Here is a 19,843-nt window from a genome sequence, read left to right on the forward strand (position 1 = left end):
CCTCAATGATGGCGTGGTCGCTATCTTTCCGCTTTTCCGCGGCTCGCTCCGCCGGGCCACGCACCCTGGAGGATGATCCTGCGCGTCGTCATCATCGGAGCGGGGCGGAGCCACAAGAACGAAGCCGCTATCGGGCGGGCCGTCGAGTCCCTGGGACTGCCCTCTCTGGTGATCAACGCCGTCACCTGGACCCAGAATCTAGGTCGGCTGGCCGCGCCGCTCCTACAGCGCCGGATCGAGGCGTTCGAGCCTGACGTGCTGATCTGCTCGCGGCACGCGCTGCTGCTGGGCGAGGCGCGGCTCCGGAGCCTCTTCCGCGGGCGCTATTCCGCCTTCTGGTACTTCGACCTCCGCATCCCACCGATCAAAGATGTCATCACCCTGGGCCGGCTGGTCGATACCATGTACACCACCTACGCGCCCCAAGTCGAGGTCTTTCGCCAGCACGGAATCGAGCGGGTCCTGCACTTGCCGCAGGGCATGGACCCGGAGCTCGACCGCCCGGCCCCGGACCCGATCCCCGCGGCTTTCCGCTGCGACGTGGTATTCGTCGGCAGCGGCAAATTCGAGAACCGTTTCGCCGTGCTCCGGGCCGTGAGCGGGGTGGCGAAGCTGCACATTCGCGGCACCGACTGGGAGCGCGCCCCGGCGGACATGCCCGTCGTGGGCGGCCCGGTGTATGGCCCGGCGTATGCCCAGACCGTGAGCGGCGCGGCCATCTCGCTGGGGGCCAACTCGCTGCCCGAGATGGCGGCACAGCACGGCTCCGCCTCGAACCGCATGTGGAAGGTCATGGGGTGCGGCGGCTTCTACCTGGGCGAGTGGGTCGAGGGGCTGGACGCCTTTGCCCGTCACGGCGAGCACTGCGCCTGGTACCGCCAGCCGGGCGAGGCCGCGGAGCTGGCGCGGTATTATCTCGACCGGCCCGATGAGCGGCGGGCCATCGCCGCCGCGGGTCGCGAGCACGCCCTGGCTCACCACACCTATGCCCACCGGGTCCGCCTGCTGTTGGACCGCCGTGGCTACGACGCCGCGAGCCCTCAGACGATGGTGTAGTTGCGGTATTCGAACACCCGGATGCCGGTCAGCCGCTCGATCAGGCCCGAGATCCAGTAGCGGAAAAATCTCCAGCGGAACCGGCGGGGCGAGATGATGCGCGCGGGGTCATGCCGCCGCGCGGCGATCCACTCCCTCGCGACGGCGGGATGGGGCCGGCGGAAGGGCCGGATCCCCGGCACCCAGGCGAGCAGCGGCATGCTCGGATCGGACTGCCGCCAGGGAAACATCGCTCGGTCGAGCTCCCGCTTCTGCCGCAGCGCCTGCGCGGGACGGGCCCAACCGTAGTGGAACATCTCGGCACTGGTGAGTCGTGCCCGGATCTTCCGGTGCTCTGGCCCCACCCGGAAGCCCTGCGCGTCCTGGTACGGGCGAATGTCGAGCGCGGGATCGAGCCGCACGGCCCGGACCTCGCGCCGATACCAACGCCGGTGAGTCGCGATCGTGTCGAACCCGCCATAGAAGTGGAGGTAGCGGACCAGCAGCCCTTCCACTTTCGGATCGCCGTCGTATCTCTGGATCGCCCGCGCGAGCTCGACGGCGCCGTGCTCCTCCAGCACTTCGTCCGCCTGGATGTAGATGCCCCAGGGATGCCCGCAGTGCTGCATCGCCCGGAGCGTCTCGATCGCCAGCACCGCATTGCCCTGGCTCATGTCCCATTCGGTCTCGACGATGCGGATCTTGGGGTCGTCAATCCCGCGCACCAGCTCCAGGGTCTCGTCTTCCGAGCGGCCCACGTTCACTACGACCTCATCGCAGATCGGCAGGATCGAGCAGAGGCTCGCTTCCAGCGGAAAGTCCAGCTTGAGGGCGTTCCTCACGATGGTGAAGCCCGACACCTTGAGCACGGCGTGGTTCTCCAGCGCTGGTGGGGTTGGTGTCCCGGTCGCAATATAGATTTCCTCACCCATGCACGTCGTCCTCTACCATCATGCGCGACTCCCGGTACGGGGCTACGGTGGAACCGAGCGGGTGGTCGTATGGCTCACGCGCGGGCTGGCCGCGCTGGGACACCGGGTCACCCTGCTGGCGCCCCGAGGGTCGCGGGTACCGGAGGCGGAGCTGATCGCGCTCGATCCGGCGGCGCTTCGCCGGCGGGAGTTCGACCTCGCCGCGCAGCTTCCGGCGGCCTTCGACATTCTGCACCTCCATGGTCCGCGTTATCTGCCCGCCGGCGTGCCCCACGTCTTCACCCTGCACGGCAACAGCAAGCCCGGGGTGACCCGGCCGGCGAACACCATCTACGTCAGTGCCGACCATGCCCGGCGGCACGGTGCGTCAGCCTTCGTGCACAACGGAGTGGATCCCGGCGAGTTCGTCTTCCGGCGGGCGAAGGGCGACTACGACCTGTTCCTCGGACGGCTGCACGGGCTCAAGGGCTACCGCTGGGCCATCGAGGGTGCGCGCGCCAGCGGCCGCCGGCTGGTGCTGGCGGGCGGATGGCGCCCCAGTGTCCGGCGGGGCGTCCGGTTCGTGGGATCGGTGGACGGCGCGGCCAAGGCGGAGTGGCTCGCCGGCGCTCGCTGTCTCTGGATGCCGGCGCGATGGGACGAGCCGTTCGGGCTCACCGCGGTCGAGGCGATGATGAGCGGGACGCCCGTGCTGGGCACCCGGCGGGGTGCGCTGCCCGAAGTGATTACCCCGGACGTGGGAGCGTTGGGCGATTCGGTTGCCGAGCTTGCGGCACTAGCTCACGACATCGAGCGCATCGACCCGCTGGCCTGCCGGGCCCGTGCCGAGCGGCATTTCTCGCACCGCGTCATGGCGGAGCGATACCTGCGGATGTACCAGGGATTCCTCGAGACGGGTAGTCTGCCGGAGGGGGTGTTGCCGCCCGGCCGAGCGGCTACATTGGATCTTCCATGACGCTATCTGAACCTGGACGGACCCGCCGCCGCGTGCTGATCGTGGGCCGCGGCGGCTCCCACCGCATCGAGGCGGCGATCGCCCGGGGTGTCCGGGAGCTGGGCCACACGGTCCGCCTCCTCGACGTCCCCCGCTGGCAGCAGCGGCTCGGGGGCCCGGCCGGACGCCTCATCCGCTGGCGGGCCGACAGCTTCGCACCGGACAGCGTCCTCCTGACCCGCCATGCCGCCGCCCTGGACCAGCCCACGCTGGACGCCCTGGTCCGGGGCCGCCGCTCCGCGTTCTGGTCCTTCGACCTGGTGAGCAAGCCGCACGAACGTATCATTCGGCTGGCTCGCGCGGTGGATCGGATGTTCGTCACCTGCCCCTCGCAGGTGGAGCTCTACCAGTCCGCGGGTATCCACGCGGTGCACTTTCTCCCCCTCGCGGCCGATCCCGCGCTCGATCGCCCGGCGCGATGGTCCTCGCGCCGCTACCGCTGCGAGGTCTCCTTCGTCGGATCGGGGGAGTACTCCTTCCGGCACCAGTTGCTGCGTAGCGTCGCCGCGCGATTCGCCCTGCAGATCCGCGGTCCCGGCTGGGAGGACGCCGACGGCGATCTGCCGGTGGCCGGTGGCGCGGTGCGCGGCCGCCAGCTCGCCAGGGTGGTGCGGGGCGCGGCCATCTCGCTCGGCGCGCATGCGTTTCGTGCCCAGAGCACCGAGCAGGCCTGCCCCTCGAATCATATGTGGAAGATCCTGGCGTGCGGCGGCTTCTATCTGGGTCCCTGGATGGAGGGGATCGATAGCCTGGCCCACGGAGGCGAGCACTGCGTGTGGTACGACCCGGCGGAGGAAGCGGTGGATCTCATTCACTACTATCTGCACCGGCCCGAGATCCGCTCCGCCATTGCCCATGCCGGCCGCCGCCATGTCCTGGAGCATCACACCTATGCCGACCGCCTGGCTCTGCTGCTCGAGGGCCGCGGATTTTCGCTGGACGACACCGTGCCGGAGGCGGACGCGGATGGCCGCGCTCCAATGGATCAGACGGCGTAAGCCGGGGGCGGGTCCGCTCGGGGGGTGACGGTTTCCAGCAGGGCCCACATCCGGTGCATGTAGGTGTGCTCGGTGAGCGCCCGCTGGCGCGCCCCCGCGCCCACCTGCTCCGCCCAGGCGCGATCGTGCAGCGCTTCCGCCGTGAGACTTCGGAGATCGGCCGTGCCGCGCGCCACCAGGATCTCGGAGCCTTCGCGGAAGTAGTCGTGCAGGTCGGGCGAGTCTTCGACCACCTGGGGCACCCCGATGGCCGCGAGCTCGAACAGGCGGCGGTCTACGCCTGACTGCGCGCCCTCGACGCAGGGGATGTTGATGGCCACCGAGGCTCCCGCGTAGGCCCGCACGTAGTCCTCGTGCTGCAGCAGCTCCCCCCGGCAGTAGTCCCGCAGCCTGGTCTTCCGCCAGCCCGGACCCCAGACCGCCAGCCCGTACTCCACCAGCTCCCACAGCATCCGCTCGCGATGGGGCGTCGCGGTGCCGACGAACACCACGTTGGCCCGGAATCGGTCGCGCGCACGCATGGGGCGGTGCACCGACGGGTCGCAGCCGGCCGCAAGGTAGTAGACCGGTGGGTTGCCGGCGGCCTCGAGCACGCCGGCGGTGGCGCTGTCCGCTACGAACACGGCGTCGTAGGAGGCGGCGTAAGGGCGGATTTCTTGCGGGGAGCGCCGGGCGTCGCAGAACCAGTTCACCCAGGTAGCGTGGACCGCTTTCTTGAGCCAGGCCACCATGCCGGCGTCGATCTGGGTGCCCTCGAGCACCAGCACCAGCGCGGGCGACGTATGCCCCAACGCGCGGGCCAGCCGCTCCTGCAGTCCGATCCGGCGGAGCCGGCTCAGCCACCCGCCCGAGCGCGAGAGGTTGAACGCCACCACCCGGCAGCCGAGCCGCTCCAGCGCCCGCCGGCGGAGCCTGGCGTGGGCGTGGAGCTGCTCGTCGAACTCGCCGACCAGAAAGACCCGGGTATCGGAGAACATGTCTGACACGGTTCCGAAGGTAGCGAATGGCGAGACGATTACAACTCCGCCGGCACGGTCGTCTCCTCGTCGCGAAATTGCAGATCGTAGAGCCGGCGATAGAGACCGCGGGCCCGGAAGAGCTCCTCGTGGGTGCCGCGCTGCACGATCCGGCCGGCATCGAGCACCACGATCTCGTCGGCGTCCCGCACGGTGGCGAGGCGGTGGGCGATCACCAGCACGGTGCGCTCCCGCATCAGCCGGTCGATCGCCTGCTGGACCAGGCGCTCCGATTCGGTGTCCAGCGCGCTGGTGGCCTCGTCGAGGATAAGGATCGGCGGATCGCGCAGCAGCGCGCGGGCGATGGCGATGCGCTGCCGCTGGCCGCCCGAGAGGCGGGTGCCCCGCTCCCCGAGAACCGTCTCGTAGCCCTGAGGGAGCTGGGCGATGAAGCCGGCCGCGTTGGCCGCCTCCGCGGCCGCCTCGACCTGGGCTCGGGTAGCTCCCGGTGAGCCGTAGGCGATATTGGCATGCACCGTGTCGTTGAGCAGCACGGTATCCTGGCTCACCACGCCGAGCAGCGCGCGGATCGAGCGCCGGGTGAGCCGGGTGAGCGGAACCCCGTCCATCAGGATCTCTCCCCCGGTCGGGTCGTGGAACCGGGGCAGCAGGTCGGCCAGCGTGGTCTTCCCCGCCCCGGAGGGGCCCACGAGGGCCACGACACGCCCGCGCGGCAGCACGAAGGAGACGTCGAGCAGCACCGGGTCGCCGCTCCCATAGCGGAACGAGACCCGGTCGAAGACCACCTCGCGCTGGAAGCGGGCCTCGCCCTCGCCCGGCTGATCGAGCTCGCTCGAGGGCTCGTCCAGGATCTCGAACACCCGCTCGGCACTCGCCAGGGTGACCGCCATGACGGCGGGGTAAGAGGCGATGGTCTTGAGCGGCGAAGTCAGCTTCAGCGCCGCCATGAGGAAGACGATGATCGTCTCGGGCGCGAGCGGCGCGGAGAGACCGATGAGACCAGGCTTGGTGGCGGCCCAGATGATGAGGATCACCAGCAGCCCGGAGAAGACCTCGGTGAGCGGACTGGTGAGGGAGGAGAAGCGCTGGGTGCGGATCACCTGTTTCCGGTACCGGCTGGCCTGGGAGGCAAAGCGCGCCGCCTCACGGGGCTCCTCGCCGTAGGAGCGGATGAGCCGGATGGCGCTGATCCGCTCGGTGATCGTGGCCGTCACCTCGCCCCGCTCACGGGTGCGGGCCCGCGAGTGCCGCCGGAGCCGGATGAGGAGCGACTGCAGCAGCAGCACCAGGAACGGCACGAACGCCAGGGTGAGGAGGGTGAGCCGGAGCGAGATCTGGCTCAGCACCACCAGCGTGGTCGCCACCACCACCGCGTTCTGGAAGAGCGAAAGCAGCGACGCCGTAATGACCGTCTTGGTCTGATCCACCTCGGTGATGATGCCCGAGATGAGCTGCCCGGCCCGGGTCCGCTGGAAGTAGCCCAGGTCGAGCGTCAGCATGTGGCTGAAGATCCGGGTGCGGAGGTCGCGCACCAATCCTTCCTGCACCCCGACCGAGATCTGGGTCGACGCGTAGGCGAGCGCGTTCTTGAGCAGCAGGCCGATCGCGAGCAGCACCACCAGCCGGCCTGCCGCCCCCGCGGGCGTGAGTCCCGCCACCAGCGGCTCGGTCACGTGGTAGACCAGGGCCTCCAGCCGGGTGGACCCGGCGCGGAGCGGTCCGGCGGTGCCGAAGAGGTGTTTGAGCAGCGGGATCAGGATGACCAGGGTCACCCCGTCGAGCAGCGACGCCAGGAAGGTGGTGAGAAGCCCGAGCGCCAGCCAGCCCCGGTAGGGTCGGACCTGCCGCAGCAGCCGGAGCTCGGTCCGCACGGTCAGCCGTGCCGGGGCGTCAGCAGGGCGATCGGCAGGATCACCTCTTCCGGCGAGACTCCCCCGTGGAGGAAGGCGCCGCGGTAGCGGGCCTGATACTCCCGGAGCTTGGTCGGGTAGACGAAGAAGCGATCTCCGGTGGCCAGCAGCAGCCGGGTGGCCGGCGTCCGGGCCGGCAGCCCGAAGCTGGGCAGGTCCTCCACCACCAGCGCCGCCTCGGCCTCCTGGGCTCTCAGGTCCTCGCCGAACTTGTAGCGCAGGTTGGCCGTGGTGTCCCGCTTGGCGAAGACCGTGGCCGGGGTGTGGCAGTGGATCGACCCGTGGTCGGTGGTGAGCAGCACCGGGACGCCCCGCCGCTCGGCCTCACGCAGGGCGTCCCACAGCGGGGAGCGCTCGAACCAGGTCCGGGTGAGGTTCCGGAGCGCCGAGGTGTCGCGGGCCACCTCGAACAGGGTGGAGTTCTCGGTGCGGCCGTGGGTGAGCTGGTCGATGAAGTTGAACACCAGCGCGGTGACGCCCCCTTGCGACAGATGGGCGGGAAGCCGCTTGAGCAGGGCATCGCCGTCGGCAGCGGTGAAGACCTTCTCGTAATGCACCGGCACGGCCTTGCCGGTGAGGTCCTTGAGCTGCTCGGTGAGCAGCTCCGCCTCGTGCGCGTTGAGGCTGGCTTCCTCCTGATCGCTCCACCACTTGGGATAGCGCGCCTTGATCTCCGCCGGAAACAGCCCGCTGAAGATGGCGTTCCGGGCGAACGGCGTGGCCGTCGGCAGAATGGAGAAGTAGTGCGCCGTCTCGATGTCGAAGCGAGCCCCGATCAGCGGGCGGATCATGGCCCACTGATCCAGCCGGAGGCAGTCCACCACCACCAGCAGCACCTTCCCGTGGCTCTGCAGCACCGGCCGCAGGAACTCGGCGCCGATGTCCACAGAGAGCGGCGGGCGGTCGCTGTCGCCGTCGTGCAGCCAGTGGGCGTAGTTGCGCTGAAGGAACCGGGCGAAGTCCTGGCGCAGACTCTCCTGCAGGGTACGGAGCGCGTCCTGCAGCCCCGGCTCGTCCGCCTGGCCCAGCCGGACCTCCCATTCGGCCAGCTCCGCCACCAGCTCGACCCACTCGCGCCAGGCGAGCGGTCCGCCGCGGCGGGCCTCGAGCTCGCGGAACCGGGTGGCGAAGTCGCGGGAGAGGCGCTGCTGCCGGATCCGGTCGCCGTCCAGCAGCCGGGTGACCACCGAGAGGATCTGCCGCGGGTTGACCGGCTTGATCAGGTAGTCGGAGATGTCGGAGCCGATGGCGTCCTTGAGGGTGTCGTTCTCCTCGCTCTTGGTGACCATCACCACCGGCATGCCGTGGTCCAGCGCGCGGATGGCACGGAAGAGCTCGAGCCCGCGCCGGCCGGGCATCTGCTCGTCCAGGAGGACCACCCCGTAGGGCTGGCGCTGGAGCAACACCAGGGCATCATCGCCATGGGTGCTGGTCTCCACGGCGAACCCCTGCTCCTCCAGGAACATGATATGGGACGTGAGGCTCTCGACCTCATCGTCCACCCAGAGAATGCTCTTGGGACGCGGCATCCACGAAGTCTAACCCCGGGCGCGGAACTCTTCACCCCGCCGCATCGGAGGCGTACATTGCCGCCGTGGCGTACAGCATTTTCCTCTCCCCAGACGTGTTGGTGCTGCGGTTCAGCGCGATCGGCGACATCATCCTGATGACGCCGCTCTTGCGCGCCATCCGCACCCGCTATCCCGGCGCGCGGATCACCGTGCTGACCAAGCGCCAGTACACCCCGCTGGTGAGCGACAACCCCAACGTCAATGAAGTGTTCGGCGTGGCTCCGACCGACGGCGTCCGGGACATCGTGAAGCAGATCCGGAGCGTGCACTACACCCATCTCCTCGACCTGCAGGGCGGCCTCAGGACCGCACCGATCCGCCTGCTCGCCCGGGGTCCCTGGTCGAGCTATTCCAACCAACGGGGGGCGCGGGAGCTGCTGATCCGAACCAAGCGCAACGCCTATCCCGAGTATGTGCCGGTGGCGGAGCGGTATTTCGAAGCGGCACGCGACCTGGGCGTCGAGCCCGATGGCGCGCCGCCCGAGTTCTTCCTCAATCCGGGCGAGGAGGATCGGGCCGCCGCGTGGTTGGCGCAGGCGGGTATCGGCGGCGAGCGGCCGATGGTCAGCATCGCGCCGGGTGCCGCCCATGCCACCAAGCGCTGGCCCCGGGATTACTGGGTCCAGCTCATCCGCAGCATCGTCCACACCGGGGCCGACGTGGTGATCGTGGGCGGCCCGGACGACTCCGCCACCGGCACCGACCTGGCGGTGCGCGCCGGGTCCCGCGTCGCCAGCGCCGCGGGGGACCTGAGCCTCCAGGGCACCGGGGCCGTGATCAAGCGGTCGGCCGCGCTGATCTCGGGCGACACCGGCGTCATGCACATGGCCACCGGGCTAGACACACCGGTGGTCGCCCTCTTCGGACCCACGGTGCGGCAGTTCGGATTCTTTCCCTACAAGGCGCGCGCGACCGTGGTGGAGCGAGACCTCGGCTGCCGTCCCTGCAGCAGTCACGGCGGACCCGCGTGCCCGCTGGAGCACCATCGCTGCATGCGCGAGATCCAGCCCGAGATGGTCTTCACTGCCCTCACCCGGGCACTGGCGTGAGTGCCTGGGACCCGCCCGCCGTCGCCCTGCTGACCCTGTTGAGCGAGACCGTCCGCGGGCCCAAGCGCGAGGGCGTCTTCGCGCTCTGGCTCACCGTGAGAGTGGCGCAGGACCTCCTGGTGGAGCCCCCACCGCTGGAGCGGGCTCACCGGCGGCGGGTGCAGGCACTGGAGCAGCGACTCTCCAGTCTCACGATGCCGCCTCCGCTCCGGCGCGCGCTTACCGCCGCGGTGAGTCAGCTCCGGGAGGCCCGGCCCGAGAGCGTCGCCCAGGTGTTGAGCCAGTTGGTGGCGCCCGCCCGCGAATCGGGCGGCAGCGCGGCGGGTGAGGCGCTCACCCTGGCGGCGCGGTCGGCCCGCGCGGTGTTCCGGGGGGAGCGGTGACGCCGCGACGGGAGGTGGCCGGACCGCTCGAGGCGCTGGTGGCGCGGATCGACGCGATCGAGCCGGGATCCACCGGGCCCGACACTGTGGCCACCGGGTTTCCATCCCTCGACCGGACCCTGGGCGGTGGCTTCCGCCGACAGGACCTGGTGGTGCTCGCCGGCGACGTGGCCAGTGGGAAGTCGGCCCTGGCACTGGGCATCGCGGTGCGCGCGGCGATGGCCGGCATTCCTGCCGTCTATCTCTCCGGTGAGATGAGTCCCGAGCGGGTGATGGAGCGCGCGCTCGCCCTCGAGGGCAAGGCGGCGATCGACGACCTCCGCCAGGGCCGGCTCGATGCGGTCACCCGGGCGGCGGTGGGAGCCGCGGCGCTCCGCCTGCGCAACGCCCCGCTCCTGCTCCGGCCGCTGCTGGGGGAAAGCTTCGATGAGGTCGGCTCGGCGCTGGAGCAGGTGCCCGGGCGCCAGCTGGTGGTGGTCGACTCGCTGCAGCTCACCCCGTCGCCCCGCCCGGCCGCGCGGCTGGACGAGCGAATCGCGCTGGCCGTGCGGGCGCTCAAAGGATTGGCGGTCGAAGCCAACGTGGCGGTGCTGGCGCTGGCGCAACTGCCCCGACACCGCGCGGGCCGGGATGACCCGCGGCCCACGCTCGACGATCTCGGCGCGCTGGGGAGCATCAAGCAGAACGCGGACTTGGTGCTGGCGATCTATCGGGAGGAGATGTATCGGCCGGGCCACGGCGTCGAAGGGGCGACGGAGCTCATCATCGCCAAGAACCGCAACGGGGCGACCGGGTTCGTGGATCTGTATTTCTATCCGCGATGGCTCCGGTTCGAGGACATGCTGGACCCGTCGTCCTGAGCGCGCGCTACGACGTGGGTTTGCTCCCGGACGCCTGCGCCACCTTCGCGCTGTCCACCACGGCTCCCGCCAGATCCACCAAAGCCCCCCCGGTGCCAGGATCCAGCCTCACCCGCACCCAGAGCGGCCGGTTCTCCCGTTGCGCGAAGAGCACCACGCTTCCACCCCGGTCCTTGGCGTCGTTGATCAGCTTCCAGCCGTCATTCTTGAATACCGAGCGGTAGTACGTGGCGATCTGGTCCGGCCGGATCGGTGTCCGCAGCGTGATCTGCAGGGCATCGGCGCCGCCCGACCGGGAGACGAAGGTCGCCTGCGGAGGGATCGGCAGCCGGCTGAACACGTCCGACATCTTGGGAGGGCTCGGCGGCTTCTCACCGCACGCGGCCACCGCGAGAGCGAGCGCGGCCAGGCAGATTTTCCAGGGGTTCATGAGGCGGGAGACTAGCGTCCGGACCGGTGTCGGTCAAGTGCTGCGCGTTGCCGCAAGCGGCTGTCAGACTTATGTTTCCGCCTGCGCTCCGGGTCCGAGAGCCCGCCCATCGCAGCGTCCCAACCTTGTCAGCGGTAAGGAGTTCGGCTATGGCCGGCCATAGCAAGTGGAAACAGATCAAGCGGAAGAAGGCGGTCACCGATGCCCGGCGTGCCTCCTCCTGGACCAAGGTCATCCGCGAGATCACCGTCGCCGCCCGAAGCGGCGGGGGCGACCCCGGCGGCAACCCCCGCCTCCGCACCGCGATCGATGCCGCCAAGGCGGTCAACATGCCCGGCGAGAACATCGATCGCGCGGTAAAGAAGGGCACCGGTGAGCTGGAAGGGAGCGTCTACGAGGAGCTCACCTACGAGGGCTACGGACCCGGCGGCGCCGCCATCTTCATCGAGGCCACCACCGACAATCCCAACCGGACGGTCGCCGAGATCCGCCACGCCTTCAGCCGCAACGGCGGCAACCTCGGCGCTACCAACTCGGTGGCCTGGATGTTCGACCGGAAGGGCCAGATCTATCTTGACGCCACTCGCTACGATGAGGACCCGACTCTCGAGGCGGCGTTGGACGCCGGCGCCGAAGACTTCACCCGGGAGGGCGATCAGTTCGTCATCACCACCACCCCAGCCGCCTTCCACGCGGTGCAGGACGCGCTCCGGGCGCGGAAGCTGGCGATCGAGTCGGCCGAGTTGACGATGGTGCCCAGGAACACCGTCAAGGTCGAGGGCGTGGACGCCGAGCGGATTCTCCGGCTGATGGAGGTGCTGGAGGAGCTGGACGACGTCTCCAAGGTCTCCTCCAACTTCGATATCGACGCCGCCCACCTGGCCGAGGCCGAGGCCTGAGAGCGCCTCGGTGAGGGTGCTGGGGATCGACCCGGGCACCGCGGTCCTGGGCTATGGCGTGGTGGAGAGCGGGACCGGACCTCATCCCCGGCTGGTCGAGTGCGGCACCCTCACCACCACCGCTCGCGACACTCTGCCGGCGAGACTCCGCATGATCCATGAGGGCATGGCCACGCTCCTCACCCAGCACGCGCCGGATGCGATGGCCGTGGAGAGCGCCTTCTACGGCAAGAACGTGCGGACCACGGTGGTGCTGAGCCATGCCCGCGGCGTCATCCTGCTCGCGGCCGAGCAGGCCGGGGTGACGATCGCGGAGTACTCGCCGGCGCAGGTGAAGAAGGCGGTGGTGGGACGGGGCGCGGCGCTGAAGCCCCAAGTGGGGTACATGGTGGCGCAGCTGCTCCGGCTCAAGGCGCCGCCTCAGCCGGCGGATGCGGCCGACGGTGTGGCGGTGGCGCTGACCCACCTGTTGATCGCCACCCGCCAGGCGGCGTTCTTCCGCCAGGTCACGGGCGCGCGATGATCGCCACGGTGACTGGCACGCTCTCCGAGCGGGATGGCGACACCATCGTGGTGCAGACCGAAGGCGGCGTGGGCTACGCCGTGACCGTGCCCACCGGCGTAGCGGAGCGGCTTCCGCCCCAAGGCGGCCGGGTGAGTCTCCATACCGAGCTGGTGGTGAAGGAAGACGGTTGGGCCCTGTTCGGCTTCGACCGGGCGGCGGAGCGGTTGGTCTTCCAACGGCTGCTCGGCGCCAGCGGGTTCGGTCCCAAGCTGGCCCTCGCCCTGCTCTCGGCGCTGGGCCCGGAGCGCACGGTGCGCAGCATCCTCGCGCGGGACCTCACGGCGCTCAGTTCCGTCGGCGGCATCGGCAAGAAGAAGGCGGAGCGCCTCGTGCTGGAGCTGCAGGACCGGTTCGGCGGCCTGATGCTGGAGCCGCAGCCGTCGAGGCCGGCCGGCACCGAGGACGCGGTCCGCGCACTGGTGAGCCTGGGCTACGGAGTCGCGGCGGCCGATGACGCCGTGCGAGCCGCCCTGGCCGAAGAGACGCCGATGGAGCCGTCGCAACTTATCCGCCGCGCGCTGCAGCAGCTTGCCGCCGCCCGGGGAGGGCGCTGATCCCATGACCGTCGCCGCGGTGACCGCCGAGTGGAACTGCACCCGCTGCGGCACCACCAATCGCAAGCTGGTTCCGGCAACCACCAGCCAGACGGTCGACGTCTGCAATCATTGCCACGCCCGGCACCTGATCGAGCCGGGTACCCGCCCGGTACGCTGGACCGCGCGGCTGGACGACTGAAGGCCCAGGTGCACCACATGACGAGACTACAGGTCACCACCCCCGAGGTCCTCCCCGAGGAGACCGGCGCCGATGCCGCGCTCCGGCCATCCAGACTGGACGAGTTCATCGGCCAGGCGCAGGTGAAGAGCTCGCTCCAGATCGCGATCGATGCCGCCAAGCAGCGCCGGGAGACCCTGGACCACACCCTCTTCTTCGGGCCGCCCGGGCTGGGCAAGACCACGCTTGCAATGCTCATGGCAAAGGAGATGGGCGTGCAGCTCCGCACCACCTCCGGTCCGGTGCTGGAGAAACCGGGCGACCTGGTCGGCCTGCTCACGTCGCTCGGCGCGGGCGACATGCTTTTCATCGACGAGATCCACCGGATGAAGCCGGCGCTGGAGGAGTTCCTCTATCCCGCCATGGAGGATTACCGGGTCGACGTCCGCATCTCGGAGGGACCCCACGCGCAGACCATCCCCATGGCGCTCGAACGCTTCACCCTGGTCGGCGCCACCACGCGGTTCGGACTCCTGACCCCGCCGATGCGGGCCCGCTTCGGTCTGGTGGAGCGGTTGGGCTTCTATCCGGCCGACGAGCTGCAGCGCATCGTGATGCGCTCCGCGACCATCCTCGCGGTCCCCATCGACGAGACCGGCGCCGCGGAGATCGCCCGGCGGAGCCGGGGCACACCGCGGGTCGCCAACCGGCTGCTCCGCCGGGTGCGGGACTACGCCCAGGTGAAGGCGGACGGCCGGATCACGACCGAGGTGGCGGATGCCGCCCTGGCCCGACTCAACGTGGACAGCTTCGGACTCGACGATATGGACTCGCGCATTCTCACCACCATCATCGAGAAGTTCGGCGGCGGACCGGTGGGTCTGGGGACCGTCGCGGTGGCGGTGGGAGAGGACGCGGGCACACTGGAGGACGTGTACGAGCCGTACCTCATTCAGCAGGGCTTCCTGGAGCGCACGCCCCGAGGCCGGTGCGCCACCGCGCACGCCTACCGCCACTTCGGCCTGACGCCGCCCGTCGGGCAGACGACGATCTTTGACGGCTGAGCCCCGCCTTCGCACCGCTGATTTCGACTACGACCTTCCGCCCGAGCTCATCGCCCAGGAGCCGCTGGCGGACAGGAGCGCGAGCCGGCTGCTGATGGTGATACGGGCCGACCGGCGCGAAGCCCAGGCCGGCGACCGGCGCGCAGGCCCGGACCCGGCGCGGCGGCCCGGCCGACGGAGCGGGGCCTTCCGCCGGCCCGAGATGCTCCCCGGCGATACCCGCGCGGTGTCCGGCGCCGTGCTGGTGGATTCGCGCTTCTCCCAGCTTCCGTCCATCATCCCTCCCGGCGATCTCCTGGTGCTCAACACCACCAAGGTCCGCCACGCGCGGCTCCTGGGACGGCGTCCCTCGGGCGCGCCAGCGGAAGTGCTGCTGATTCACCCCGGCCCGGGCGACACCTGGCTCGCCATGGGGAAGCCGGGCAGCGCGTTGGAGCCGGGAAAGCGCATCGCGCTAGCGGAGGGCGCCGAGGTGGAGACGGTGGAGGTGCTGCCGGACGGCAACCGGCTGGTGCGGTTCGTCGGCCTCGCGGCGGAGGACGCCATTGCCCGATTCGGTCTGCTGCCGCTCCCGCCCTACATCACCCGCGCGCCGACCGACCAGGACGAGACTCGCTACCAGACCGTCTACGCCCGGCTCGAGGGGAGCGTGGCGGCGCCGACGGCCGGCCTGCACTTCACCCCCGAGCTGCTCGATACGCTGAGCGCGAACGGGGTGGTGATCTCCGGGCTCGATCTCCAGGTCGGACCTGGTACCTTCAAGCCGGTCGAGGTCGAGAACCCCCGGGAACACGCGATGCATCCCGAGCGCTACGAGATTACTCCCCGGCTCGCCGCGCTCATCGAGCTGGTGCACGAGCAAGGCGGGCGGGTCTGGGCGGTGGGCACCACCGTGGTACGCGCGCTCGAGAGCGCGGCGGACTCGGACGGTATGATCCGGGCGGGGGCCGGCGAGACCTCGCTCATGATCACGCCCGGCTACACCTTCCGGGTGGTGGACCGGCTGATCACCAACTTCCATCTGCCCCGCTCCACCCTGCTCATGCTGGTGAGCGCCTTTGCGGGCTGGGAGCTGACGATGGCCGCGTACCAGCACGCCGTTGCCGACCGATACCGATTCTATTCCTATGGCGACGCGATGGTGATCCTCTGAGTCCGGGAGCTTCCATGACCTTTACCAATCCGGCAGGCAACGCCGCTGCCGCCGCCGGCTACGTGCGTGCGCTGCTCGACCTGCTGGGCTCCAAAGACCCGCTGGCGGTGGCGGCGGAGCAAGTCCCCTGGCTCCAACGTCGGGTGGCCGGACTCGACCAGGCCCGGCTCCGCCGGCCGGAGGCGCCGGGCAAGTGGTCGGTGATCGAGGTGATTCAACACCTCGCCGATGCCGAGCTGGTCATGAGCTTCCGCATCCGGATGGCGCTCACCGAAGACCAGCCTCCACTCCAGGGCTACGATCAGGACCGCTGGGTCTCGGTGCTCCGCTACGCGGACGTGCCGCTCGACGTGGCGCTCGGTCAGTTGGGTGGATTGCGCGGCGGCAATCTCAACCTCTGGCGAACGCTCACGCCGGAGCAGCGCCAACGCGCGGGGCTGCACAGCGAGCGGGGACTCGAAAGCGTCGACCTGATGATCCGGATGATGGCGGGTCACGACCTGGTGCATCGGCGGCAGATCGATCGCATTCTCGGCTGATGTTCCAGTTTCGGGTCGAGGCCACCTCCGGCGCCGCCCGCGCGGGCACCCTCAGCCTGCCCCACGGTGAGGTGCGGACCCCCGCGTTCATGCCGGTCGGCACCCACGGGGTGGTCCGCGGCCTGAGCGCGGGAGACGTCCGCCGCACCGCGGCCCAGATCATCCTGGGCAATACCTATCACCTGCACCTCCGCCCCGGCGAAGACGTGATCCGCTCGATGGGCGGACTCAACCGGTTCACCACCTGGGACCGCCCCATGCTCACCGACTCGGGCGGCTTCCAGGTGTTCTCGCTCGAAGGGCTCCGGAAGATCTCCGAGGAAGGCGTCGAATTTCAGAGCCACGTCGACGGCTCCTACCGGACCCTCACGCCCGAGCGCGCCATGGAGATTCAGTGGGCCCTCGGGGCCGACGTCGCCATGGCCTTCGATCACGTGGTGCCTGGCCAGGCCCCGCACGACGCGGCGCTCGACGGGATGGAGCGGACCCTGCGCTGGCTCGCGCGCTGCAAGGCCAGGCACGGCCAGCTGGGCGATGGGGGCTGCCAGACGATCTGGCCCATCATCCAGGGCGGGACCCACGACGATCTCCGCCGCCGCTCGCTGGAGGGCACGCTCGCGGCAGGACCGTGGACCGGGATCGCCATCGGCGGTCTCTCGGTGGGCGAGCCGAAACCGGTGATGCATCGCGTGCTGGAAGCGCTGGAGCCTGCCCTGCCGCGGGAGATCCCCCGTTATCTTATGGGTGTCGGCTTCCCGGCGGACCTGGTCGAGGGGATCGCCCGCGGCATCGATCTCTTCGACTGTGTGGCGGCCACCCGGAACGGCCGCCACGGGACCGCGTGGCTCCCGACCGGCAGGATCAACGTGCGGGGCGCCGCGCTCACCGGATCGGACGAGCCGCTCGACCCCGAGTGCGATTGCGAGACCTGCACCACGTTTCCCCGGGGCTATCTCCGGCACCTGTTCGTGATCGAGGACATCCTGGGGCTCCGGCTGATCTCGCTGCACAATGTCCGGTTCCTGGTCCGGCTGGGCGAGCAGGCGCGGGCGCACCTGCTCGCCGGCACGTTCGACGGCTGGCGCTACGAATGGCTCCGCCGCCACTATGCTCGAGGCACCTGAGGAGAGACCATGTTCGGAACCCAATCCGGTTCGGGCGGCGGACTCAGCGTCCTGCTGCTGCAGATGGTCGCGATCGGCCTGGTCTTCTATTTCCTCATCCTGCGCCCGTCGGGCCAGGCCAGAAAGAAGCACGCCGAGATGCTGGCGAACCTGAAAAAGGGCGACGAGGTGATGACCAGCGGTGGCATCATCGGGCGGGTGAAGGACATCAAGGACGTGGAGGCCGATGGTGTGAAGGAGACCCGGGTGACGGTGGAGAGCGGCACGGCCAGCGTCATCGTCGAGCGGTCGCGGATCGTGCGCATCGGCGGCGCCTCGGCCCAGAGCGTGTCCGCGGCATGAGCCTCAGGACCCTGCACCTGCTGGGCTCTCCCGTCCTCCGGCAACACAGCGCGGAGGTGGGCGCGGTGGACGACGACGTCCGCCGGCTGGTCGAGGACCTGTTCGAGACGATGGACGCCGCCCGCGGCGTCGGTCTCGCCGCCAATCAGGTCGGGGTGGCCCGCCGGGTGGCGGTGGTCGATGCCGACGGCGATCGGTTCGCCATGATCGACCCGGTGATCGTCGAGACCGAGGGTCGCTCGACCGCCGAGGAAGGCTGCCTCTCCATTCCCGAGATCTTCGGCGATGTCGGCCGCCCCGAGCGGGTGGTCATCGAGGCGGTCGATCAGGACGGACAGCGCTACCGGCGCGAGGCCACCGGCCTCAAGGCGCGGGCCATCCAGCACGAGATCGATCACCTCGACGGCATCCTCTTCCTCGATCACTTGAGTCTGGTGAAGCGGCAGATCCTGCTGGCCCGCTGGCGGCGGGAGCACAAGGATGACGCGAGCTACCTCAAAGAGGTGCAGCCGGAATCCGCCCGGTCGGAGTGATGCGGATCGTCTTCTTCGGCACGCCGGAGTTTGCCGTCCCCTCGCTCGAGGCGCTCCTCCGCGAGCGCCAGGTAATCGCCGGCGTCGTCACCCAGCCCGACAAGCCACAGGGGCGCTCCCGCTCCACCCTGGTCCCTCCACCCATCAAGCTGGTCGCCGAGCGGGAGCAGCTCCCGCTGCTGCAGCCGGTCCGGCCGGTCGGCGATCTCTTCCTCGCCAGCCTCCGGCGGCTGGAGCCCGAGCTCGGCGTGGTCGTGGCCTACGGTCACGTGCTGCGCCGCGAGGTGCTGAATGTTCCAGCCCACGGCATGATCAACGTCCATGCCTCACTGCTCCCCCGCTGGCGCGGCGCCGCGCCGGTGCAGCATGCCCTGCTCGCGGGAGACGGAGAGACCGGCATCAGCATCATGCGCATGGAAGAGGGGCTCGACACCGGACCGGTGCTCCATCGGGTGGCCACGGCCATCGGCCCCAATGAGACCGCCGGCGCGCTGGCTGCCCGGCTCGCGGTGCTCGGGGCGGCCGCGCTGACCAGCGTGCTCTCGCTGCTCGCCACGGGATCGGTCACCGCCGAGCCGCAGGACGACGGCGCCGCCACCTACGCTCCCAAGATCGAGCGGGAGTCGGCCCATCTCGACTGGGCCGGGGATGCGGAGGCCGTGGTGCGGCAGGTCCGGGCGTTCGACCCGAGCCCCGGCGCGTGGACCTCGCACGCCGGAGCACCGCTCAAACTCTTCGGCGCGGCAGCCTCCATCGCGCACGGCGCGCCGGGCACGGTGCTGGCGGCCGACGAGCGCCTGGTCGTGGCGTGCGGGCGCGGGGCCGTCGCCCTCAAGGAGGTCCAGCCGGCCGGAAAGGCCCGGCTCCCGGTGGGCGCGTGGGTCCGCGGGCGTGGGGTGAGCGTCGGAGAGCAGTTCGCGTGAGACCGTTGCCGCGTCTCCATGCCATCACCGACGCCGTCGTGCTCGCGGCACCGGATCTGGGAATCCGTGCGGCGGCGATCGCCGCCGCCGGTCCGGCCGTGGCCCTCCACGCCCGCGACCGCTCCGCCAGCGGGGCCGTCCTCACCGCGGCCGCCCGCCGGCTCATGGCGCTCGCCCGGCCGCCCGAGGCATCGGTGTTCGTGAACGCCCGGCCGGACATCGCCGCCGCCCTGGGCGCGCAAGGCCTCCAGCTCGGCGCCGAGGACCTCACGGCGGAAGACGCGCGCGGCATCTTTCCGCAGGGGTGGATCGGCCGCTCGGTGCACAGTCCGTCCGAGGCGGCGCGGGCGGTGGAGGAGGGGGCGGACTTTCTCCTGGTGGGGAGCGTGTTCCGGAGCGGCTCCCATCCGGATCGGCCGGCGGTGGGACTCGACCTGGTCAGGGAGACGGCGTCGCTGGGGCGGCCGGTGATCGCCATCGGCGGCATCGATCCGGCGCGTGCCCCCGAAGTCCGCGACGCGGGTGCCTACGGCGTGGCCGCGATCTCCGCGCTCTGGCGCGCGCCCGACTCCGCCGCCGCGGCGCTGGCCCTGCTGCAGCCATGGCTGGACGCCTCATGAGCCGGCTCCAGGTGCTCGTGAACGGCGAGACCCGCGAGATCGCGGGGCCGGCCACCCTGCTGGAGCTCCTGGCGCAGCTTGGCCTCGACCCTCGCAGCGTGGTGGTGGAGCTCAACCGCGAGATCGTCCGGCGCCCCCGTCTCGCCGAGACCCCCGTTGCCGAGGGCGACACCATCGAGCTGGTGCACTTCGTGGGCGGAGGGTGAAGCGAGCCGAACCTCATTATGT

The 19,843-nt window shown here is 70.3% G+C and carries 24 protein-coding genes; 19 read left to right on the forward strand and 5 right to left on the reverse strand.

Annotation, left to right across the window (positions count from 1 at the left end):
• Positions 1-72 precede the first annotated feature (72 nt).
• Complete coding sequence (locus VHR41_14225) at positions 73-1,056, forward strand: glycosyltransferase (protein HEX3235351.1); 984 nt, start codon at positions 73-75, stop codon at positions 1,054-1,056.
• Here VHR41_14225 and VHR41_14230 read toward each other — a convergent pair.
• The gene (locus VHR41_14230) at positions 1,041-1,967 is read right to left on the reverse strand and encodes a hypothetical protein (GenBank protein ID HEX3235352.1); all 927 of its coding nucleotides are present in this window, start codon (positions 1,965-1,967) and stop codon (positions 1,041-1,043) included. The two genes, VHR41_14225 and VHR41_14230, sit on opposite strands and share 16 nt — an antisense overlap.
• On the opposite strand from VHR41_14230, the gene VHR41_14235 reads away from it, so the two are divergent.
• Together VHR41_14235 and VHR41_14240 are read left to right on the forward strand one after the other, a co-directional pair.
• Entirely contained in the window at positions 1,966-2,922 is a 957-nt protein-coding gene (locus VHR41_14235) for a glycosyltransferase (protein ID HEX3235353.1), read from the forward strand. The genes VHR41_14230 and VHR41_14235 overlap by 2 nt on opposite strands.
• Positions 2,919-3,959 carry a glycosyltransferase gene (locus VHR41_14240; GenBank protein HEX3235354.1) on the forward strand — a complete coding sequence of 347 codons (1,041 nt, stop codon included), beginning with the start codon at positions 2,919-2,921 and terminating at the stop codon, positions 3,957-3,959. The genes VHR41_14235 and VHR41_14240 overlap by 4 nt, the downstream gene beginning before the upstream one ends.
• On the opposite strand, the gene VHR41_14245 is transcribed toward VHR41_14240, so the two are convergent.
• Genes VHR41_14245 through VHR41_14255 form a run of 3 tightly spaced genes read right to left on the reverse strand, consistent with a single transcriptional unit; the run spans position 3,947 to position 8,375 of the window.
• Complete coding sequence (locus VHR41_14245; GenBank protein ID HEX3235355.1) at positions 3,947-4,936, reverse strand: glycosyltransferase; 990 nt, start codon at positions 4,934-4,936, stop codon at positions 3,947-3,949. The two genes, VHR41_14240 and VHR41_14245, sit on opposite strands and share 13 nt — an antisense overlap.
• Before the next feature lie 38 nt (positions 4,937-4,974).
• Positions 4,975-6,807, reverse strand: a complete 1,833-nt coding sequence (locus VHR41_14250) for an ABC transporter ATP-binding protein (GenBank protein HEX3235356.1) — start codon at positions 6,805-6,807, stop codon at positions 4,975-4,977.
• 2 nt (positions 6,808-6,809) lie between these two features.
• A complete protein-coding gene (locus VHR41_14255; protein HEX3235357.1) occupies positions 6,810-8,375 on the reverse strand; it encodes a response regulator in 1,566 nt (521 codons plus the stop codon).
• 65 nt (positions 8,376-8,440) lie between these two features.
• Here VHR41_14255 and waaF point away from each other — a divergent pair, with 65 nt between their 5' ends.
• The 3 genes from waaF to VHR41_14270 are packed head-to-tail and all read left to right on the forward strand — an operon-like array spanning position 8,441 to position 10,709.
• Positions 8,441-9,466, forward strand: a complete 1,026-nt coding sequence (gene waaF, locus VHR41_14260) for a lipopolysaccharide heptosyltransferase II (GenBank protein ID HEX3235358.1) — start codon at positions 8,441-8,443, stop codon at positions 9,464-9,466.
• Positions 9,463-9,849: a hypothetical protein gene (locus VHR41_14265; GenBank protein ID HEX3235359.1), complete on the forward strand. Its 387-nt coding sequence runs from the start codon at positions 9,463-9,465 to the stop codon at positions 9,847-9,849. Before waaF ends, VHR41_14265 begins: the two co-directional genes overlap by 4 nt.
• Positions 9,846-10,709, forward strand: a complete 864-nt coding sequence (locus tag VHR41_14270; GenBank protein HEX3235360.1) for a DnaB-like helicase C-terminal domain-containing protein — start codon at positions 9,846-9,848, stop codon at positions 10,707-10,709. The genes VHR41_14265 and VHR41_14270 overlap by 4 nt, the downstream gene beginning before the upstream one ends.
• Before the next feature lie 7 nt (positions 10,710-10,716).
• Here VHR41_14270 and VHR41_14275 read toward each other — a convergent pair whose 3' ends face one another.
• Positions 10,717-11,139, reverse strand: a complete 423-nt coding sequence (locus VHR41_14275) for a hypothetical protein (protein ID HEX3235361.1) — start codon at positions 11,137-11,139, stop codon at positions 10,717-10,719.
• Between the two features lie 149 nt (positions 11,140-11,288).
• Here VHR41_14275 and VHR41_14280 point away from each other — a divergent pair, with 149 nt between their 5' ends.
• The 13 genes from VHR41_14280 to thiS are packed head-to-tail and all read left to right on the forward strand — an operon-like array spanning position 11,289 to position 19,821.
• A complete protein-coding gene (locus VHR41_14280) occupies positions 11,289-12,038 on the forward strand; it encodes a YebC/PmpR family DNA-binding transcriptional regulator (GenBank protein HEX3235362.1) in 750 nt (249 codons plus the stop codon).
• A gap of 10 nt (positions 12,039-12,048) precedes the next feature.
• Positions 12,049-12,561, forward strand: coding sequence for a crossover junction endodeoxyribonuclease RuvC (gene ruvC / locus VHR41_14285; protein HEX3235363.1), 513 nt, complete (start codon positions 12,049-12,051; stop codon positions 12,559-12,561).
• Positions 12,558-13,157: a Holliday junction branch migration protein RuvA gene (gene ruvA / locus VHR41_14290; GenBank protein ID HEX3235364.1), complete on the forward strand. Its 600-nt coding sequence runs from the start codon at positions 12,558-12,560 to the stop codon at positions 13,155-13,157. Before ruvC ends, ruvA begins: the two co-directional genes overlap by 4 nt.
• A gap of 4 nt (positions 13,158-13,161) precedes the next feature.
• Positions 13,162-13,338 carry a hypothetical protein gene (locus VHR41_14295; protein HEX3235365.1) on the forward strand — a complete coding sequence of 59 codons (177 nt, stop codon included), beginning with the start codon at positions 13,162-13,164 and terminating at the stop codon, positions 13,336-13,338.
• 17 nt (positions 13,339-13,355) lie between these two features.
• The gene (ruvB, locus tag VHR41_14300; protein HEX3235366.1) at positions 13,356-14,381 is read left to right on the forward strand and encodes a Holliday junction branch migration DNA helicase RuvB; all 1,026 of its coding nucleotides are present in this window, start codon (positions 13,356-13,358) and stop codon (positions 14,379-14,381) included.
• Positions 14,371-15,534 carry a tRNA preQ1(34) S-adenosylmethionine ribosyltransferase-isomerase QueA gene (gene queA / locus VHR41_14305; protein HEX3235367.1) on the forward strand — a complete coding sequence of 388 codons (1,164 nt, stop codon included), beginning with the start codon at positions 14,371-14,373 and terminating at the stop codon, positions 15,532-15,534. Before ruvB ends, queA begins: the two co-directional genes overlap by 11 nt.
• 14 nt (positions 15,535-15,548) lie before the next feature.
• A complete protein-coding gene (locus tag VHR41_14310) occupies positions 15,549-16,073 on the forward strand; it encodes a DinB family protein (GenBank protein HEX3235368.1) in 525 nt (174 codons plus the stop codon).
• Positions 16,073-17,197, forward strand: a complete 1,125-nt coding sequence (gene tgt, locus VHR41_14315) for a tRNA guanosine(34) transglycosylase Tgt (GenBank protein HEX3235369.1) — start codon at positions 16,073-16,075, stop codon at positions 17,195-17,197. The genes VHR41_14310 and tgt overlap by 1 nt, the downstream gene beginning before the upstream one ends.
• Before the next feature lie 9 nt (positions 17,198-17,206).
• Positions 17,207-17,539: a preprotein translocase subunit YajC gene (yajC, locus tag VHR41_14320; protein HEX3235370.1), complete on the forward strand. Its 333-nt coding sequence runs from the start codon at positions 17,207-17,209 to the stop codon at positions 17,537-17,539.
• Complete coding sequence (def, locus tag VHR41_14325; GenBank protein ID HEX3235371.1) at positions 17,536-18,072, forward strand: peptide deformylase; 537 nt, start codon at positions 17,536-17,538, stop codon at positions 18,070-18,072. Before yajC ends, def begins: the two co-directional genes overlap by 4 nt.
• Positions 18,072-18,995: a methionyl-tRNA formyltransferase gene (gene fmt, locus VHR41_14330; GenBank protein HEX3235372.1), complete on the forward strand. Its 924-nt coding sequence runs from the start codon at positions 18,072-18,074 to the stop codon at positions 18,993-18,995. The genes def and fmt overlap by 1 nt, the downstream gene beginning before the upstream one ends.
• Positions 18,992-19,615 (forward strand): thiamine phosphate synthase, encoded by a 624-nt coding sequence (locus tag VHR41_14335; GenBank protein ID HEX3235373.1) that lies wholly within the window; start codon positions 18,992-18,994, stop codon positions 19,613-19,615. Before fmt ends, VHR41_14335 begins: the two co-directional genes overlap by 4 nt.
• Positions 19,612-19,821 (forward strand): sulfur carrier protein ThiS, encoded by a 210-nt coding sequence (thiS, locus tag VHR41_14340; protein ID HEX3235374.1) that lies wholly within the window; start codon positions 19,612-19,614, stop codon positions 19,819-19,821. Before VHR41_14335 ends, thiS begins: the two co-directional genes overlap by 4 nt.
• Positions 19,822-19,843 lie beyond the last annotated feature (22 nt).

The sequence above is a fragment of the Gemmatimonadales bacterium genome (assembly GCA_036265815.1).
Taxonomy (GTDB): domain Bacteria; phylum Gemmatimonadota; class Gemmatimonadetes; order Gemmatimonadales; family GWC2-71-9; genus CAVVWJ01.

Bases quoted from the DNA above. Each gene is read 5' to 3' on its own strand.
- ruvB (HEX3235366.1), top strand. From the start codon at position 13,356: ATGACGAGACTACAGGTCACCACCCCCGAGGTCCTCCCCGAGGAGACC.
- VHR41_14275 (HEX3235361.1), bottom strand. From the start codon at position 11,139: ATGAACCCCTGGAAAATCTGCCTGGCCGCGCTCGCTCTCGCGGTGGCC.
- VHR41_14235 (HEX3235353.1), top strand. From the start codon at position 1,966: ATGCACGTCGTCCTCTACCATCATGCGCGACTCCCGGTACGGGGCTAC.
- VHR41_14245 (HEX3235355.1), bottom strand. From the start codon at position 4,936: ATGTTCTCCGATACCCGGGTCTTTCTGGTCGGCGAGTTCGACGAGCAG.
- yajC (HEX3235370.1), top strand. From the start codon at position 17,207: ATGTTCGGAACCCAATCCGGTTCGGGCGGCGGACTCAGCGTCCTGCTG.
- VHR41_14230 (HEX3235352.1), bottom strand. From the start codon at position 1,967: ATGGGTGAGGAAATCTATATTGCGACCGGGACACCAACCCCACCAGCG.
- tgt (HEX3235369.1), top strand. From the start codon at position 16,073: ATGTTCCAGTTTCGGGTCGAGGCCACCTCCGGCGCCGCCCGCGCGGGC.
- VHR41_14255 (HEX3235357.1), bottom strand. From the start codon at position 8,375: ATGCCGCGTCCCAAGAGCATTCTCTGGGTGGACGATGAGGTCGAGAGC.
- VHR41_14280 (HEX3235362.1), top strand. From the start codon at position 11,289: ATGGCCGGCCATAGCAAGTGGAAACAGATCAAGCGGAAGAAGGCGGTC.
- def (HEX3235371.1), top strand. From the start codon at position 17,536: ATGAGCCTCAGGACCCTGCACCTGCTGGGCTCTCCCGTCCTCCGGCAA.
- fmt (HEX3235372.1), top strand. From the start codon at position 18,072: ATGCGGATCGTCTTCTTCGGCACGCCGGAGTTTGCCGTCCCCTCGCTC.
- VHR41_14240 (HEX3235354.1), top strand. From the start codon at position 2,919: ATGACGCTATCTGAACCTGGACGGACCCGCCGCCGCGTGCTGATCGTG.
- thiS (HEX3235374.1), top strand. From the start codon at position 19,612: ATGAGCCGGCTCCAGGTGCTCGTGAACGGCGAGACCCGCGAGATCGCG.
- VHR41_14225 (HEX3235351.1), top strand. From the start codon at position 73: ATGATCCTGCGCGTCGTCATCATCGGAGCGGGGCGGAGCCACAAGAAC.
- ruvA (HEX3235364.1), top strand. From the start codon at position 12,558: ATGATCGCCACGGTGACTGGCACGCTCTCCGAGCGGGATGGCGACACC.
- VHR41_14310 (HEX3235368.1), top strand. From the start codon at position 15,549: ATGACCTTTACCAATCCGGCAGGCAACGCCGCTGCCGCCGCCGGCTAC.
- VHR41_14295 (HEX3235365.1), top strand. From the start codon at position 13,162: ATGACCGTCGCCGCGGTGACCGCCGAGTGGAACTGCACCCGCTGCGGC.